Genomic DNA, 14,896 nt, shown 5'->3' with positions numbered 1-14,896 from the left:
AGTGTGGTTCCGATCGGCGGGCTGATCGGCTATGCGCCGGCGATCTGCTGGATGATCTGGATGGCGACGGCGACGACGAGGGCGTTGTAGAAGAAGCTCACGACGCTGTGGAGGAGAACGACCCATCGGGTGCGCACGGTGGTCACGGATGTGTCTGAGGTCGCGAACGAGGTTCCGACGGTGAACGCGAAGTAGAGATAGTCAGCGAGGCCGGGCGTATCGGTGCGTGGGAATTCGAGGCCCGGTTGCCGGGGGTGGCGGTGTTGCATGCTCTCGTAGATCTGCGCGAAGCCGGTGTGCAGCAGTTGCCACGACAAGATGATGCCGACGGCCGCCACGACCCCGGTGAAGGTGTAGCCGGCGCGGCTCCCGTCGACCGGTGCCGGGACGGTGATCGCCAGCAGAGCCGCGTTCACCCCAACCAGGCTCGCCACGAGTGGGAAGATCCAGGACAGCGCGTCCAGCACTCCCGTGCGTGGAGGGGTCTGCCGGCCGTGCACGCTGCGATGCCAGGTCAGGGCCAGGCCGCCGAGGAGATACCCGGCGGCGATCGCCTCCCATACGATCAGCATCACAACATCCCCGGACACCACGTACACCAGCGCAACGAGGGCTGTTAGTGCTTCGAGGGCAGTGACCATGTAGTCAGCGCCACGATTCCTGCTCCGCCGTTGTCCGGGGTTCATAACGCCTCCTGAGGGGTGGACCACCGGAACTGTTGGATGATCCTGTTCAGCGCCTCGGAGCGCACCAAAAGGACGAACAGGCCATAGCCGGCGACGCCGCCCAAGATGTTTGTCCCCCAGTCGTTGATGTCCGCGAGGTGTCCGCTGGAGGCGAGCTCCGATGTGGCCATCTGAAGGAGCTCGATGGCGAGGCTTGCGGATGCGACGATCGCCGTCACCTTCCACCAGCTCGGCCGCGCGATGAGCAGTGGAACGAGGCCCCCGAGCGGGACAAAAACCGCAACGTTGATTAGAGCATCTTCGAGTCCGTAATCGACGAATGGCACGAGGAAAAGCGGCAGGGGCTGCGGCCCGTAATCCGGCGACGGCCCGACGCGGACGAAGATGGGGAAAACGGTGTTGGCGAGCACCCCACCGGCATAGATCGCGAGTACAGCAGCGACGCTCGCCCGGGGAATTGTGACCCGCCCACGGGAGCGGAGAACCCAAAGCAGCACCCCGAACACCGCGACCCCAAAGGGAATCACGATGGGGAGCATCGGCAATTCGATAGTTCTCATCCACTGCTCTCTCTGACATGCACGGTGCCGGACGCAACTCCAATGTAGGAGACTCCTGGCTTAGTTACCTTTCGGATGGTAACCTAGACTCATGCGCACCGATCCTCGCCCCGCGATCCTGGCGGCCGCCTTCTCTCAGCTCGACGAGGGGCGGGCGGTGTCTCTGGATTCCGTGGCCCGAAGTGTTGGGCTGACCAAGCCGGGGGTGATGTATCACTTCCCCACGAAGGAAGCCCTCATGCTCGCCCTGGTGGACTCCGTTTTGGACCGCTGGGAAGAGGGGCTGGTCGCACGCCTCGGGTCGTCGCCGGAGGGCGCGGCCCCGGCCGCGCGCATCGGCGCGTACGTCGACTGGTCACTGTCCGGGGGGTTCGATGAAACCGACCTGGTGGCGATGAGTGATCCGAAGCTGCGCCGCTCGCTCACGCAGCGCTGGGCCGAACGTCTCGCACCCTGGCTCGTCGTGCCCGATGACGTCGCCCCGGCCGAACGCACCCGGTTGCTCGCCGCCCGCCTCTTGGCCGACGGCGGCTGGCTTGCCGAAGCCGCCAACGTCTCCCCTCCTACCCCCGGCGACCTGGCGCAGCTCCGCGCCTTCGCCCACAACCTCCTGAAGGACTGACTATGAAGAAATGGCTCCTGCTCGCCGGCGCGATCATCAGTGAAGTCGCCGGCTCTCTCGCCCTCCAAGCCGGCCAGGACCACCCGGCCTGGTACATCCTCGTCGCGATCGGCTACGTCGGCGCGTTCACGCTTCTCGCGCTCGTTCTACGCGAGGGGATGGCCCTCGGAGTTGCGTACGGGATCTGGGGCGCGATGGGCGTCGCCCTGACGGCGGTGCTGGCGGCACTTCTGTTCGGACAGCCCTTGACCGGCGTGATGATCCTCGGCCTGGCCTTGATCATCGGCGGTGTTCTCACCGTCGAACTCGGATCGCAAGCGGCGCAGCGCAAGAAGGAGGCGAACATCTGATGGTCTGGCTCTTCCTCATCCTCGCGATCGTCCTCGAAGTCGGCGCGGCACTCTCACTGCGCCTCGCAACCGACGGACGGAAACTGTTCTACATCGCCGTCGTCGTGGGCTACCTCGGCGCGTTCTTCTTCCTCACCCAAGTCCTCGCCCTCGGGCTCGGCATCGGCGTCGCCTACGGCATCTGGGCCGCCTCCGGCGTCGCCCTCACCGCAGTGGCCAGCAAGTTCCTGTTCAACGAACCTTTCACCTGGGTCATGGCGCTCGGAATCGCCCTCATCATCGGCGGCGTACTCCTCGTCGAACTCGGCGCCGCCCACTAAACCACCAGGTCGCGGCCATGACCACCGAACGAACGCTCGCGACGATCCGTCGCGTCCTTACCGACAGCCCCGCCGCCGACATCCGATTTGTCGAAGCGATCACCACCGACAGCCACCTACTGAGCACGCACGGCCAGACCCACATCCTGTTCGTGCACCCGGAGTATCGAGAACTCGTCGACGAACTGCGCCAAGTGACACACCCTGCCGAGTCATCGGCGGGGCCCGGCGGTACAACCGGAACGTCGGAGCATTCAAAGGAGCCCTGATGAACACCCCGCGGCTTCGAACACGAAATCCCACGCTGACCCGGCGCCAGAATCTGGCTCCCGTGCGGGGGCTTCCTCCGCACCCGTTCCGGTACGCGCTCGTCGCGACCCTCGGCGTGGGCGTGGGGATGGCCATCCTGGGTGGCATCGGTGCGCTCGGCACGGTGCTCGTCTACCTCGGGATCGCGTTCTTCCTCGCCATCGCGGTCGAACCGCTCTTGCAAGCCGCCCTGCAGCGCGGCGTGCCGCGGTGGCTCGCGATCGTCGCCCTCGCCCTGATCCTGCTCCTGTCCGCAGCCTTCGTCGGCACCGTGATCGTCCCCGCCGTGTCCACCCAGGTGGCCGCCCTGGCCGAAGACGCGATCGCCTTCGTCACCGCCATCCCCCACCAGGAATGGTTCACCTGGCTCGCCGACGTCATCGGCGGATCACTCGACCTGGAAAGCCTCACCCGCAGCGTCCTGGCCTTCGTCTCCGACCCCGCTCAACTGCTGAACGTGACCGGTGGTCTGCTGCAGATCGGCACCGGCATCATCGACGCCGTCACCGGCGGGATCATCGTGACCGTGCTCACGGTGTACTTCGCGATCACCATGCCCGCCATCAAAGCCAAGGCCTACCAACTCATCGCGTACCGACAGCGCACCCGCGTCCAAGACATCGCCGAAGACATCCTGGGATCGGTCGGTAGATTCGTTGGCGGTCAGATCGTCCTCGCCGTCCTGAACGCGGTCGTCACCTTCATCGTCACCGCAGCAGTCGGCAGCCCCGCCCCAGCCCTACTCGCCCTTATCGCCTTCGTGGGCGCCCTGATACCGGTCGTCGGGCCCGTCATCGGCGCCACCATCGCCGCCCTGATCACCCTCGACATCGGACTCGTCCCCGCGATCCTGGTCGCCGCGATCCTTTTCGCTTACCTCCAGGTGGAGGCCTACATCCTCACGCCCCGCGTGATGGCCCACGCGGTGGCCATGCCCGGAGCTCTCGTCATCGTCGCCGCCCTCGGTGGCGCCGCGCTCGGCGGCATCCTCGGCGCCCTCGTCGCCGTCCCCATCGCCGCAGCCGGAGTCACCATCATCAACCGAGTCGTCATCCCCTACCAACAGCGACAACGCTGACCGGTGGGCCAACCTTTGGAGAAAGCTGGCCTATGAGTGGGAGCCGGTCACTGCCCACTCGGGTTCCTCCCCCAATGGACCGTGTGGAGACGCCGCCATTTACAGAACCAGCGATGCTGGTTGCTGTCGAGTCGACACCGACTCTCCCAACGAATCGCGTTGTATTCGACGAAACCACGATCGTCCATGTGATGGAAGGTGCCGTCGAGTTACAGAGCGCGGAGGGTTCGTTTCTGCTCACACCGGGACACTCGCTGGCGATCGGTCCGGGCCGCTGGTGCGTGATGAAGCCTAGAACGCAAACGCGACTTTGGACGGTTTACGTCGACGAGCGGTTCCTGCGCACACAAATGGGATGGCTTTTACCCGACAAGACCAGAGTGCAGCCAGGTATCCACCCCCACGACTGGGACGGCGACCCTCTTCTCCTAAACCCTGGCGTGTCGACGCTGCGGCTCGTCGAGCCGCTTTGGCGTCAGATGAGTGTGCTGTACGACGGCAGTTACCCGCCGGAGGTTGCCGCTGCCCGGGCCGTTGAGCTATTCGCACGGTGGGTCGGTATCGTGGCGCCGACCTTCGTTATGCCAGATGTCTCGCAACTTCGCCTCGGTGTCGAGGTATCGTCGTTCCGACCTATCCGCGGACGGCTCACCAACACCTCTACGCTGGGTCAGGCGGGGCGCGCCGCGCAGATACTCAGGGAGCGAATGCACGAACCGTGGACGGTGGGCACACTGGCCGAGGAAGTGGCGCTGTCACGCGCGCACCTGACCCGCCTGTTCACTTTTCACACTGGGGTAGCCCCGATGCGTTTCCTCACCGAGGTCAGACTGACCGAGTTCACCCGATTAATCGAAGAGACAGATCAATCCGTGGCCCACGCCGCGCAGTCAGTGGGCTGGACTGACCCGCGGACGGCATCCTCGTGGTTCCATCGGCGATTCGGGGTCACGCCTTCGCAGTACCGGCTCAACCCTCACCCGCGCCGCGTCGACCGTATGACCTCAGTCGAGCCACCGTTTCCAGCCCTCGGACGCGTTACAGCTGCAGACTCGGAACCTGACGCGCAATTCTCGCCGCGCAGCTCTGACACTTCCTCGTTGCTGGATCCTGGGATGAGCGGCGGGTAAAACGGAAGCGACACGTCGGGTTCATCGCGGAGCCTGACGGTCGCGACTCCCGATCCGTCCGTCTAGTCTCCTGATCCTCCCCGTGCACCTCATGGTCGCAAGGGCCGGCGCCTGCCTCCGGCTCTCACCGGGAGGAGGTCGAGTGTGGCGACGAACGAGGGAGTGCGAGCACCGCGGGACGCAACGCTCGCTGAACTGCAGGAGCGTTTGACCGCTGCGGTCGAACGTCTAGTCACGGGCGATGATTGGCGGCATGCGCTGCAGTTCGCAGCCCGGTTCCGGTCAAGGAGCTTCGGGAACACACTGCTGATTGATGCCCAGCACCTCGACGCCTGGGAGAACGGGCGCGTCCCTAACCCGGAGCCGTCGTATGTTGCCGGGTACAATCAATGGCAATCCCTTGGCCGTCAGGTCATCAAGGGTCAACCCGGCTACATGATCTTCGCCCCGGTGACTGGACGGTTCGCGTCCTCGACACCGCAGGATGCGGAGTCCTGGCGGCGCCTCAACAGGTTCGAGAAGCCGAGACCGGGCGAGGCGATGCGCTCGCGGATGATCGGCGCGAGACCCGCCTACGTCTGGGATATATCGCAGACGACGGGCGATCCGATCCCGGAGCGCCCTGTGCCGCGTCTGCTGGAAGGCGAGGCGCCGACCGGGCTCTGGGAGGGACTGGCCAGGCTGGTGGACGCGGACGGCTACCAAGTATTGCGGGTCGAGCACGAGGGCATGATCGGCGGCGCGAGCGGCCTGACCGACTTCGCGGCTCGCACGGTCTCGGTGCGGATGAGTATGGACCCGGCCGCGCAGGTGAAGACCCTCGCGCACGAGCTCGGCCACGTCCGCCTCCACGGACCTGACAATCCCGACTGGGATAGGCATCGCGGCACCGGCGAGGTAGAGGCCGAGTCGGTGGCGCTGATGATCGGTGCCGCGCACGGCATGGACACCAGTTCGTACTCGGTGCCCTACGTCTCCGGCTGGGCCGGCACGGTGAAGGGAAAGGAGCCCGCCGAGGTCGTGCAGGCCACCGGGGAGCGGGTGCGGAAGACCGCGGCCGCGATCCTCGACGCGCTCGACACCGTGCAGCTCGGGGCAGGCGACCCGCCGGGGCTGAACCGCGACGCCGCGCCTCGGCGTGTCGAGCGCACGCCGCCGGCGCCCGACGCGCAGACCCGCCCCGCCTCTGCGGCCGATGTCACGGTGAGGAGCCTGTGATGGGCGCCGCTGAGGTGTTCGCCTCCGTCGATGGCCCGCCGTTGCCGCAGGCCGCGGCGCGGTTCGCCGCGGCTGGGGTGCCGGTGTTCCCGTGCGTGCCGGGCGGCAAGCGGCCGCGCGTGGAGCATGGCTTCCGCGAGGCGACGGCGGATGCCCGTCAGGTCGCGGCGTGGTGGCGGCGCTGGCCGGCAGCGAACATCGGCGTGCCGACCGGGCAGGTCTCCGGGGTGGAGGTCGTCGATGTCGACCGGAAGGCATCGGGCGCCGGGTTCGGCGCGTTCGCTCGTGCCCGAGAGGCGGGTCTGGTCGGCGGCTGGCTGGCGGTGGTGCGCACGCCGTCCGGCGGCGCGCACTTCTACTTCCCGACCGACCCCGGCCGGCCGCAGCCGTCCTGGCAGGCCGCGAAGGCGCACATCGACTTCCGCGGCGAGGGCGGCTACGTCATCGTGCCGCCCTCGGTCGTCGCCACCGGTGACCTGCGAGCGAGCTACGTCCTGGCCGGCGGCGTCGACCGGAGCAGCAGCGCCGTGGACGCGAAGGCCCTGCGCGACTTCCTCGACCCGCGTCCCGAGCCCTCGATGATGCGGGCTCGGGGCGTGACCCGCGACAGCGATGCGGAGCGCCTAGCCGCATGGGTCGCGCTGCGCGGCGAGGGCGAACGCAACCGCGGCCTGTTCTGGGCGGCGTGCCGTCTCGCGGAGGCGGGCGTCGATCCGACGGTGACGCTGGACGCGCTGGGGCCGGCCGCCGAACACGCGGGCCTGCCACCGCGCGAGGTCGTGGTGACGATCCGCTCCGCCTACCGTGCCGCACTCGCCACTCCTGCCTCCGGCGGCGCAGGCGGGCAGGCCGAGGCGCCGCGACGCGGGCCGCGGGTCGGAAGCCAGGTGCTCTCGTGATTCCCGGCACGCCGAGGAGTGGGCGGCTTGCGGTGGTCACCGCCGTCGCCGGGACGGTGCTGATCGCCGTCGGCGCGTTCTGGCTGTCCTTCACCGCGTTGGCGGACCTGGCCCGCCGCTCCGGGATAGGCGCCGGGCAGGCATGGGCGTGGCCGGTGATCGTGGATGGGCTGATCGTCGTCGCCACGGTCGCCGTCGTCGCGCTGGCCGGGCACCGGGCGGCCTGGTATCCGTGGGTGCTGCTGGCGGGCGGGGCGTTCATCTCGGTCACCGCGAACGCGCTGCACGCGGTCGTCGCCGCCGATGCCGATGTGCCCGGCGTGCTCGCCGCGTGCGTGGCCGCTGTGCCGCCGCTGGTGCTTCTCGCCTCGACGCACCTGACCGTGGTGCTCGTCCGCTCCCAGCACATCATCCCGGCCGCGGAGCTCGCGCCGGAGCCCGTCGAGCCGGCAGCGGCAGAGGAAGCCGCAGAGTCCGAGGCGTTGGAGCCGGCGGGCCGGCGTGGGATCGCAGCGCGCCTTCGACAGGAGGGCTGGTCGAACAAGCGAATCGCCCGACACCTGGGGGTCGCCCCGTCAACGGTCGGGCGATGGTTCCCCCGCCCCGCGCTCGCAGTCTCGGGAGCATCTGCGTTGCAGGAGACCGCAGAGGAGCTAAGCGAATGAACGCCACCGAGCATATGGAAGCCCGTCGCAGGGCCGAGGAGGAGCCGGAACGAGCTCGCATCTCCTCGCACGAGACCGCGACGGCCGAGGCATCCGAGTTGGCCCGCCACAGGGACCCGTCCCTCACGGATAAGGATGTGGCGGCTGCCGCTGCGAAGAAGAAGGCGCGCGGGGTGGAGTGGGTGCGTCCGTCCGACCTGCTGGTCTCTCGCAGCGCCCGGCTTGCGGGTCGGGGCATCGACTTCCAGGCCGAGCTCTCCCGCCGAGCCCGGCGCCTGCCGGGGCAGACCTACCGGGCGACGCGGACCGGGATGCGGACGATGAGCGAGCGGGCGCGGAGGCTGCCCCCGGCGACGGCGTTCGGCCGCGGTTCCGGGGAGCGGTACTCGTGGGTGTCGCGTTCCGGGATCGGGCTCGGGTGAGGTAGTTATGCGCGCCCCTGGTATCACGGCGACGACGGTTGCTGGGGGACGTGCGCACACCTGTCGTTCAGGAGGTGCCGTGATGCCGACACGACTGGTTGCCCGCGAGCCGCGGGAGAAGTTCGAGGACCCGGAGGGGTTGCGCGCCCTTCTCGACCGTCTGCACGCCGCGGGCCGCGGATCGTGGCGGGCCGACCCGGAGGCCGCCGCGCTGATGCGGCACGCGGCCGAGAAGTACGCGGCGCTGGCCCGCAAACACGGGCTCGACCCGTGGGAGGCCGCCGCTGCCGCGTTCGACGCGATGCGCACCCCCTCGGTGCGGCGGGCCGAGGACCCGTGGGCGATGGTCACCCGCGCCGTGCAGGTGACCTGCATCGCCGAGGAAAGGGCCAACGGCCTGCTGTGCTCCGTCCACCAGGCCCGCCGCCCCCGTTACTCGGTGTTCCACGACGCCGAGCGGTTCAGCGACCGGGAGAACCTGCTGATCGACTACCACCCCGCCTTCCGCGTCGATTCCGTCGAGCCCGATGATGAGGACGAGTCCGCATCATCGGGGCCGGAGCCGTCGACCAGCGTGGCCTCAGCGGTCGAGGACGCGATCGCGCTGCTGGCTCTGCTGGGCTGGGAGCCGGGCGTCGCGCGGGCCGGGGTCGAGTACGTCGCCTCCCGCTTGGCCGAGTCCTCCTCGCGCGCGTCGGCGTTCGAGATGCTGCGCCGCGACCGTCACGCGCGCGCCCTGCTGGACCTGCCCGGCACATCCTGGACGACTCTTCTGCGCGCGCTGCTCGGCGCACCGGACCCGGCGCTCGCGCACACCATCGCCGGACGAGGGGTGTTGCTGCGCCTGCTGATCGGCGAGCCGCTACGCGCTCTCCTGCTCGATGACGAGCTGGTGCTGGCGGTGAGTCTCGCCGCCCCGCGCCGATACCGCGGGGGTGAGCAAGGATGAGCGCGCCTGCCGGGTACATCGAGCTGGAGCGCACCGTCGATTCGATCATCGTGGGGCGCCGCCACCGGGAGGACCTGGGCGACCTCGACCCGCTGGTCGAGTCGATCCGCCGCGACGGACTGCTGCAGCCCGTCACGATCACCCCGGACGGGCGGCTGATCTGCGGCGCCCGTCGCCTGGCGGCGATCAAGCGGCTGGGCTGGAAGACCGTGAACGTGTGGGTGCGCTCGGGCATCTCCGACCGGCTCGGGCAGCTCCTCGCCGAGCAGGACGACAACCTGCTGCACAAGCCGCTGACCCAGCTCGAAGCCGCCGCCCTCTACCGGGAGCTGAAGACGTTGTTGGGCGAGGACGCCGCCCGCCGTCAGGAGGCGACCCGCTTCACGTCTGCGAATGACGGCGGAGAGGACGGTGGTGCCAACTTGGCACCACCGCAGTTCGAGCCGGGCAAGGCCCGCGCGCAGGCGGCCCGGATGGTCACCGGCCGCAACTCCTACACGACCCTGGAACGCATCGGACGGCTTGAAGACCTCGCTGCCGACCAGACCCAGCCCGATCAAGTACGTCAACGCGCCGCGGAGGAGCTGGCGGTGATCCAGGCCGGCGGCGGCGTGTTCGCCGCGTACCAGCGGATCAACGCCGAGCTGTCCCTGGCCGAGCTCGACCAGCTCGCCTCCGATACGACTCAGCCGGCAGGCGTGAGGGAGCAGGCTCGGTCAGAGGCGGTCGCGATCCGCGAGGCCGGGCAGGCGGAGAAGGCCGCGGAGCTGGAACGGCTCGCCGCCGATGCCCTCGCCCGGGTGAAAGGCGGCAAGGGCGGACGCAAGGCGAAGCGACCGACTCTGACGCCGGTCGTGCCGGACGAGCCGGTGCCGTTCCCGCTGCGGGTGTTCGTCCTGACCTGGGACGAGCTCGACGGATGGTGGCTCCACTACGACCCGGCCGAGGTCGGCCCGGCGCTCACCACCTCGCAATGGGAGCGGTTTGAGGCGACGGTGACCGGCACGCTCGCGTTCACCGAGGCCTCCCGTGCCGCCCGCGATCACCGGGCCCAGGACATCGCCTGAGCTGGTCGCCGGGCGGACGGGCGCACCTGTCCTACGACATCGTTCGCCCACATCCCGGAGGCACCAATGGATCAGCCCGCCGAGCCGCGCCGTCGCCGTCTGCTCATCGCCACCATTGCCGGCGGCCTCGCCCTGCTCGCCGCGGTCGGCGTCGGCATCTACGGACTCGTCCGCGGCCCCGGCGACCGCACCTCCGACCCGGCGTCGTCGGGTACCGTCACCGTCGCGCCCTCGTCTCCCGCGCGCACTCCGGCCGCGCCCGCGCGGCTGCCCGTGACCGGCGACGCGGAGGAGTTCGCCCGCGCGGCGGCGACCGCGCTGTTCACCTGGGACACGCTCTCCGGGGCGGCGCCTGCGGACTACGCGCAGGTGCTCTCCGATGCGGCCGATGACTCCGAGGCCGACGCGCTCGCCTCGGACATGCGCGCCTATCTCCCGACCGCGGAGGCGTGGGCGCAGCTCACGACCTACCAGACCCGCCAGTGGCTCACCATCGACACCGCGGCCGTGCCCCAGGGGTGGGAGACGGCCGAGGCGCAGGCCGCGCCGGGCCAGCTCCCGCGCGGGGCGACCGCCTACACGATCACCGGCACCCGGCACCGCGCAGGCATATGGGGCACCGAGCCCGTCGAGGCGACCCGGCCGGTGTCGTTCACGGTGTTCATCGCCTGCGCGCCGCCGGCCCCCGAGTTCAGCACGAGCCTGTGCCGCCTGCTGCGTCTCTCTGAACTCGACAACCCGCTGCGCTGAGCGAGCCGCGTCGTGATGAAGAAGCTGCTGGCGCTGGCCGTCGCCCTGATCTTCCTCGGCCCCTCGACGGCGCTGATCGGCGTCGGCGTGCTGATGAACCCGGCTGCGACCGCGGCGTGCCTGCCCGGCTCGCTCATCGTCGGCCAGATACCGGACTCGCTGACCGCCACCACCCGAGCCGGCGCGACGGTCACGCTGAACAAGACCCAGCTCACCCACGCCGCCACGATCATCACGGTCGGCGCCCGCACCGCCGGCGTCGGCCGCCCCGGCGCGGTCATCGCACTCATGGCCGCGCTCACCGAATCCTCGCTGCGGATGCTCGCCAACACGAGCGCCTACCCGGAGTCGGCGACCTACCCGAACGATGGCAACGGCGGCGACCACGACAGCCTCGGGCTATTCCAGATGCGCCCGGCCTCGGGCTGGGGCACTGTCGCCGAGCTCATGGACCCGACCTACCAGGCGCGGGCGTTCTACGGCGGGCAGACCGGCCCGAACTACCCGTCCCCGAGAGGCCTGCTCGACATCCCCGGCTGGCAGCAGCTCGATCCCGGCGCCGCCGCACAGGCCGTCGAGGTCAGCGCCTACCCCGACAGGTATCAGAACTACCAGCCCGTCGCCGAGGCCATCCTGGCCGCCCTCACCCGGCCCATCACCTCCGGCGGCGGAGGCGGAGACCCGACGGCGGTCGTGCCGGAGACGACGCGGCTGGTGTTCCCGCTCCCCGAGGGAAGCTGGGTGCGCACGAGCCCGTTCGGCTGGCGCACCGACCCGATCACCGGCGAGCGGGCCTTCCACGCAGGCTCCGACTTCGCCGCCGCGGACGGCACCCCCATCTACGCCATCGCGGACGGAGCGGTGGTGTTCGCCGGACCCTCCGGCGGCTACGGGAACCTCATCGTCATCGAGCACACCGTCGCCGGCCAGCGCGTCGCCTCCTACTACGGGCACATGTGGGACTCGGGCATCTACGTCTCCGCAGGCGAGACCGTCGCCGCAGGCCAGCACATCGGCGATGTCGGGTCGAACGGCAAGTCCACCGGCCCGCACCTGCATCTGGAGATCCACCCCGGCGGGTACGGCGCCGATCCGGTCGACGCCGACGCCTGGCTCACCGAGCACGGCGCCGAGGGCATCGCCGCAGGCGACGCCGCCCCGGCGACCTGCACGGCAGGAGGGCAGAGCTGATGGACGTGTTCCCCGACTTCGGCGGCGTCGGCGGCGCGGCCGAACTGCGCTCCATCGTCGGCGCGCTGCTCATGTTCGTCCTCGTCACCGCCGTGCTCATGCTCATCGTCTGCGCGATCGTATGGGCCATCGCCTCCGCGCACGGCAACCACCATGCCGCGACCCGCGCGCGCACCGGCCTGTGGGTCGCGGTCGGCGCCGCTGCCCTGGCCGGCGCCGGGGTCGCGTGGCTCAACTTCCTCGTCGACGTCGGCACACGCCTGTAGGGGCCCGCCGCGGTCAGTCCTCCTGCACCCTGCCGATCTCGCACTTGTCGAGGAGGCGGGCGAGGTAGCTGTAGGCGGCAAGCCGCTCCATTGCTTCCTGCTCGCCGAGTTCGTCGCGGGCATGCGTCGTGACGTTGCGGACGGTGAGGTTCAGGCCCGTGGCGAGGCTGTTGAGCGCTTTCGCCAGAGGCTCCAGCCCTCCGCGCATGCTCTTGGTGGTCTTGTCGCTGGGGTCTCCGTGCCACGTCAGCTTCGGTCGTCCCTGTTCTGGCTCGCCTGGTGAGAGCGTCTGCTGCCAGAACACGGTGTCGTCGACGTCGGTGCGGCCGAGCCTGGTCTTCCAGTGAACCGTGAGTGCTTCGGACGCCTCGCGCACCGCAACGCGGTACTGATGCGTCGTCCAGTGCGCCGCTGCGGCCGACCAGACGATCGGGTGGAGCTGGGATGGCGCGAAGCCTGGAATACCGGATTCCTCCGCGGCTTCTGCTTCCGAGATGAGCGTGTGCAGCCGTCCCCGGATTGTCGCGGCCGTCGTGCGGATGTCTTGCGGTGCGATCAGTGCCTTCGGCGCGGACATCAGCGACCAGTTAGCGATCGGGTCGATCGCGCCGATACCGGCGACCGCAATGTGCGCGCCGGTGACCGCGACGGCGCGTGCGGCGGCACCGGCAGCCTCCGCGACGTCGAGTTCGAGGCTCCGCACCTTCGCGGCGTCCTGGCGTTCTTTCGTCCAGACGGTCGGCATCAGGCCACGAGAGCTCATGTGATCGGACTCGACCTGGGTGACCATCCATGCCTCGAAAGCCTGCTTGAAGTCCTCGACTGCGGCGAGCAGCCGCCGCAGATAGTCCGCGCTGTACACCGCCACGTCAGTCGCTCCTTCTCTGTGGTCCCGTCGAAACACCCGCAGGCTTCAGCAAATCACCTGCCTCCGACGTCACCGGCCAGCGCCGGCGTACCTGACTGCCGAGAACCCATCTCGATCAGTCAAAGGGAGCAACCGTGATCGACATCGACCCCAACGGGACCGGCCTGCCCGGCATCGAGCAACTGCGCATCATCGTCGGCGCGGTGATGACCGTCGGCCTCATCCTCAGCGTGCTCGCCCTCATCGTCTCGGCGATCGTGTGGGGGTTCGGCGCGAACAGCAGCAACCCCCACCTGGCCTCGCGCGGCAAGGTCGGCGTCCTGGTCTCCTGCGGCGCCGCGATAATCTGCGGCGCGTCGGTGACGCTCATCAACTTCTTCTGGAACGTGGGCCAGGCGGTATGAACCGCCCGGAGCGCGAGACGGCTGACCAGGAGCCGGGCCGATGAGCGTCTGCGATGTCCCGGTCATCTCCAGCGTGTGCGACGCCGTGGGCGAGGGAGCCGCCTCCCTGATCGCGGCCCCATTCGACTGGCTCGCACAGGCGATGGGCCAGGCCGCCGCCTGGCTGTTCGGGGCCGTCTGGACTGTGTTCGACACGACGACCCTCGTGGACGTCACCGGCACGCAGTACATCGCCGTCTACAACATCCTGTTCGGCGTCGCCGTCTTCCTGTTCCTGATCTTCTTCTGCCTCCAGCTCATCACCGGCCTCATCCACCGCGACCCCACCGCCCTGACCCGAGCCGCCCTAGGCCTCGCGAAGTCGGTGCTCGGGTCGTTCCTGGTCATCACGCTCACGGCGCTGCTGCTGGAGGTCACCGACCAGCTCTGCGTCGGGATCGTGCAGGCCACGGGGAACACGATGGAAGGGATGGGCGATCGGATCGCCCTGCTCGCCGCCGGGTTCGGTGCCATCAACATCGTCGCGCCCGGCGTCGGCGCGATCATCACCATCTTCCTCGCCGGCCTCGCCATCAGCGCGGCGGCGATCGTGTGGTTCTCCCTGCTCATCCGCAAGGCGCTGCTGCTGGTCGCCATCGTGTTCGGCCCGATCGCGCTCGCGGGGGCGACGTGGGACGCGACCAAAGGATGGTTCGGCAAGTGGGCGACCTTCGTGATCGCCCTGATCTTCTCCAAGCTCGTCCTCGTCGTCATCTTCCTCGTGGCGATCGCGCAGGTCTCCGCGCCCATCGAACTCGACCTGGCGTCCATCAGCGACCCCATCGCCGGCGTCGTCCTCATGGCGATCGGCGCGTTCGCCCCCTACATCACCTACAAGTTCCTCTCGTTCGCGGGGATCGACATGTACCACGCGATGAGCTCCGAGCAGGAGGCGAAGCAGGCCCTCAACCGGCCCGTCCCGATCCCCGCTGCACCCTCGGCCGACTCGGCCAAGAAGGTGCTCGACGGCGGCGCCCCCGGCGGGGGCGGCGGTCCGGGCTCCGCAGGCCCACCCGCGCCGTCCGGCGGCGCCCCGGCCGCCGGCGGAGGCACCGGAGCCGCATCGGCCAGCGCCGGCGCGGGAGCAAGCAGCGGCGCCGGGG

At 69.4% G+C, this 14,896-nt stretch carries 20 protein-coding genes; 17 read left to right on the top strand and 3 right to left on the bottom strand.

The window, feature by feature from the left end:
- Positions 1 to 29: 29 nt before the first annotated feature.
- Both AVP41_RS00100 and AVP41_RS00095 read right to left on the bottom strand, forming a co-directional pair.
- Positions 30 to 572: a DUF1345 domain-containing protein gene (locus tag AVP41_RS00100; RefSeq protein WP_067159027.1), complete on the bottom strand. Its 543-nt coding sequence runs from the start codon at positions 570 to 572 to the stop codon at positions 30 to 32.
- A gap of 110 nt (positions 573 to 682) precedes the next feature.
- Positions 683 to 1,225, bottom strand: coding sequence for a VanZ family protein (locus tag AVP41_RS00095; RefSeq protein WP_067159024.1), 543 nt, complete (start codon positions 1,223 to 1,225; stop codon positions 683 to 685).
- Positions 1,226 to 1,337: 112 nt separating this feature from the next.
- Here AVP41_RS00095 and AVP41_RS00090 point away from each other — a divergent pair, with 112 nt between their 5' ends.
- The 15 genes from AVP41_RS00090 (at position 1,338) to AVP41_RS00020 (ending at position 12,482) form a co-directional block, all read left to right on the top strand.
- Positions 1,338 to 1,868: a TetR/AcrR family transcriptional regulator gene (locus AVP41_RS00090; RefSeq protein ID WP_067159021.1), complete on the top strand. Its 531-nt coding sequence runs from the start codon at positions 1,338 to 1,340 to the stop codon at positions 1,866 to 1,868.
- A gap of 2 nt (positions 1,869 to 1,870) precedes the next feature.
- Positions 1,871 to 2,218, top strand: coding sequence for a DMT family transporter (locus AVP41_RS00085; RefSeq protein WP_067159018.1), 348 nt, complete (start codon positions 1,871 to 1,873; stop codon positions 2,216 to 2,218).
- Positions 2,218 to 2,538 (top strand): DMT family transporter, encoded by a 321-nt coding sequence (locus AVP41_RS00080; protein WP_067159009.1) that lies wholly within the window; start codon positions 2,218 to 2,220, stop codon positions 2,536 to 2,538. The genes AVP41_RS00085 and AVP41_RS00080 overlap by 1 nt, the downstream gene beginning before the upstream one ends.
- A 17-nt stretch (positions 2,539 to 2,555) precedes the next feature.
- Positions 2,556 to 2,807, top strand: coding sequence for a hypothetical protein (locus tag AVP41_RS00075; RefSeq protein WP_067159006.1), 252 nt, complete (start codon positions 2,556 to 2,558; stop codon positions 2,805 to 2,807).
- The gene (locus AVP41_RS00070; protein ID WP_067159003.1) at positions 2,807 to 3,925 is read left to right on the top strand and encodes an AI-2E family transporter; all 1,119 of its coding nucleotides are present in this window, start codon (positions 2,807 to 2,809) and stop codon (positions 3,923 to 3,925) included. The genes AVP41_RS00075 and AVP41_RS00070 overlap by 1 nt, the downstream gene beginning before the upstream one ends.
- A 113-nt stretch (positions 3,926 to 4,038) precedes the next feature.
- Complete coding sequence (locus AVP41_RS00065) at positions 4,039 to 5,055, top strand: helix-turn-helix transcriptional regulator (RefSeq protein WP_197464222.1); 1,017 nt, start codon at positions 4,039 to 4,041, stop codon at positions 5,053 to 5,055.
- A gap of 144 nt (positions 5,056 to 5,199) precedes the next feature.
- Positions 5,200 to 6,273, top strand: a complete 1,074-nt coding sequence (locus AVP41_RS00060) for an ArdC-like ssDNA-binding domain-containing protein (protein WP_067158998.1) — start codon at positions 5,200 to 5,202, stop codon at positions 6,271 to 6,273.
- Positions 6,273 to 7,172: a bifunctional DNA primase/polymerase gene (locus AVP41_RS00055; RefSeq protein ID WP_067158997.1), complete on the top strand. Its 900-nt coding sequence runs from the start codon at positions 6,273 to 6,275 to the stop codon at positions 7,170 to 7,172. The genes AVP41_RS00060 and AVP41_RS00055 overlap by 1 nt, the downstream gene beginning before the upstream one ends.
- Positions 7,173 to 7,204: 32 nt before the next feature.
- Positions 7,205 to 7,837 carry a DUF2637 domain-containing protein gene (locus tag AVP41_RS00050; protein WP_067158994.1) on the top strand — a complete coding sequence of 211 codons (633 nt, stop codon included), beginning with the start codon at positions 7,205 to 7,207 and terminating at the stop codon, positions 7,835 to 7,837.
- The gene (locus AVP41_RS00045; RefSeq protein ID WP_067158992.1) at positions 7,834 to 8,259 is read left to right on the top strand and encodes a hypothetical protein; all 426 of its coding nucleotides are present in this window, start codon (positions 7,834 to 7,836) and stop codon (positions 8,257 to 8,259) included. The genes AVP41_RS00050 and AVP41_RS00045 overlap by 4 nt, the downstream gene beginning before the upstream one ends.
- Before the next feature lie 82 nt (positions 8,260 to 8,341).
- On the top strand, positions 8,342 to 9,208 hold the full coding sequence (locus AVP41_RS00040) for a hypothetical protein (protein ID WP_067158990.1): 867 nt from the start codon (positions 8,342 to 8,344) through the stop codon (positions 9,206 to 9,208).
- Complete coding sequence (locus tag AVP41_RS00035) at positions 9,205 to 10,275, top strand: ParB/RepB/Spo0J family partition protein (protein ID WP_067158988.1); 1,071 nt, start codon at positions 9,205 to 9,207, stop codon at positions 10,273 to 10,275. Before AVP41_RS00040 ends, AVP41_RS00035 begins: the two co-directional genes overlap by 4 nt.
- 66 nt (positions 10,276 to 10,341) lie before the next feature.
- A complete protein-coding gene (locus AVP41_RS00030; RefSeq protein WP_067158987.1) occupies positions 10,342 to 11,025 on the top strand; it encodes a hypothetical protein in 684 nt (227 codons plus the stop codon).
- Between the two features lie 15 nt (positions 11,026 to 11,040).
- Positions 11,041 to 12,216 (top strand): M23 family metallopeptidase, encoded by a 1,176-nt coding sequence (locus tag AVP41_RS00025; protein WP_067158985.1) that lies wholly within the window; start codon positions 11,041 to 11,043, stop codon positions 12,214 to 12,216.
- Positions 12,216 to 12,482, top strand: coding sequence for a DUF6112 family protein (locus AVP41_RS00020; RefSeq protein ID WP_067158982.1), 267 nt, complete (start codon positions 12,216 to 12,218; stop codon positions 12,480 to 12,482). The genes AVP41_RS00025 and AVP41_RS00020 overlap by 1 nt, the downstream gene beginning before the upstream one ends.
- A 13-nt stretch (positions 12,483 to 12,495) precedes the next feature.
- On the opposite strand, the gene AVP41_RS00015 is transcribed toward AVP41_RS00020, so the two are convergent.
- A complete protein-coding gene (locus tag AVP41_RS00015) occupies positions 12,496 to 13,350 on the bottom strand; it encodes a TIGR02391 family protein (RefSeq protein ID WP_067158979.1) in 855 nt (284 codons plus the stop codon).
- A gap of 134 nt (positions 13,351 to 13,484) precedes the next feature.
- On the opposite strand from AVP41_RS00015, the gene AVP41_RS00010 reads away from it, so the two are divergent.
- Together AVP41_RS00010 and AVP41_RS00005 are read left to right on the top strand one after the other, a co-directional pair.
- The gene (locus AVP41_RS00010; RefSeq protein WP_067158976.1) at positions 13,485 to 13,754 is read left to right on the top strand and encodes a DUF6112 family protein; all 270 of its coding nucleotides are present in this window, start codon (positions 13,485 to 13,487) and stop codon (positions 13,752 to 13,754) included.
- A 40-nt stretch (positions 13,755 to 13,794) separates the two neighbouring features.
- Positions 13,795 to 14,896 (top strand): conjugal transfer protein TrbL (locus tag AVP41_RS00005; protein ID WP_067158971.1); only part of this gene is annotated, 1,102 nt, incomplete at its 3' end.

Source organism: Microbacterium sp. TNHR37B (genome assembly GCF_001620065.1).
Taxonomy (GTDB): Bacteria; Actinomycetota; Actinomycetes; order Actinomycetales; family Microbacteriaceae; genus Microbacterium.
Note: the sequence above shows the minus strand (reverse complement) of the source record. Positions and strands in the feature narration are given on the sequence as shown.

Excerpts from the sequence above, each read along its gene's own strand:
- AVP41_RS00065 (WP_197464222.1), top strand. The coding sequence starts at position 4,039 with ATGCTGGTTGCTGTCGAGTCGACACCGACTCTCCCAACGAATCGCGTT.
- AVP41_RS00085 (WP_067159018.1), top strand. The coding sequence starts at position 1,871 with ATGAAGAAATGGCTCCTGCTCGCCGGCGCGATCATCAGTGAAGTCGCC.
- AVP41_RS00095 (WP_067159024.1), bottom strand. The coding sequence starts at position 1,225 with ATGCTCCCCATCGTGATTCCCTTTGGGGTCGCGGTGTTCGGGGTGCTG.
- AVP41_RS00025 (WP_067158985.1), top strand. The coding sequence starts at position 11,041 with ATGAAGAAGCTGCTGGCGCTGGCCGTCGCCCTGATCTTCCTCGGCCCC.
- AVP41_RS00035 (WP_067158988.1), top strand. The coding sequence starts at position 9,205 with ATGAGCGCGCCTGCCGGGTACATCGAGCTGGAGCGCACCGTCGATTCG.
- AVP41_RS00055 (WP_067158997.1), top strand. The coding sequence starts at position 6,273 with ATGGGCGCCGCTGAGGTGTTCGCCTCCGTCGATGGCCCGCCGTTGCCG.
- AVP41_RS00100 (WP_067159027.1), bottom strand. The coding sequence starts at position 572 with ATGCTGATCGTATGGGAGGCGATCGCCGCCGGGTATCTCCTCGGCGGC.
- AVP41_RS00020 (WP_067158982.1), top strand. The coding sequence starts at position 12,216 with ATGGACGTGTTCCCCGACTTCGGCGGCGTCGGCGGCGCGGCCGAACTG.
- AVP41_RS00070 (WP_067159003.1), top strand. The coding sequence starts at position 2,807 with ATGAACACCCCGCGGCTTCGAACACGAAATCCCACGCTGACCCGGCGC.
- AVP41_RS00045 (WP_067158992.1), top strand. The coding sequence starts at position 7,834 with ATGAACGCCACCGAGCATATGGAAGCCCGTCGCAGGGCCGAGGAGGAG.
- AVP41_RS00080 (WP_067159009.1), top strand. The coding sequence starts at position 2,218 with ATGGTCTGGCTCTTCCTCATCCTCGCGATCGTCCTCGAAGTCGGCGCG.
- AVP41_RS00030 (WP_067158987.1), top strand. The coding sequence starts at position 10,342 with ATGGATCAGCCCGCCGAGCCGCGCCGTCGCCGTCTGCTCATCGCCACC.
- AVP41_RS00090 (WP_067159021.1), top strand. The coding sequence starts at position 1,338 with ATGCGCACCGATCCTCGCCCCGCGATCCTGGCGGCCGCCTTCTCTCAG.
- AVP41_RS00040 (WP_067158990.1), top strand. The coding sequence starts at position 8,342 with ATGCCGACACGACTGGTTGCCCGCGAGCCGCGGGAGAAGTTCGAGGAC.
- AVP41_RS00075 (WP_067159006.1), top strand. The coding sequence starts at position 2,556 with ATGACCACCGAACGAACGCTCGCGACGATCCGTCGCGTCCTTACCGAC.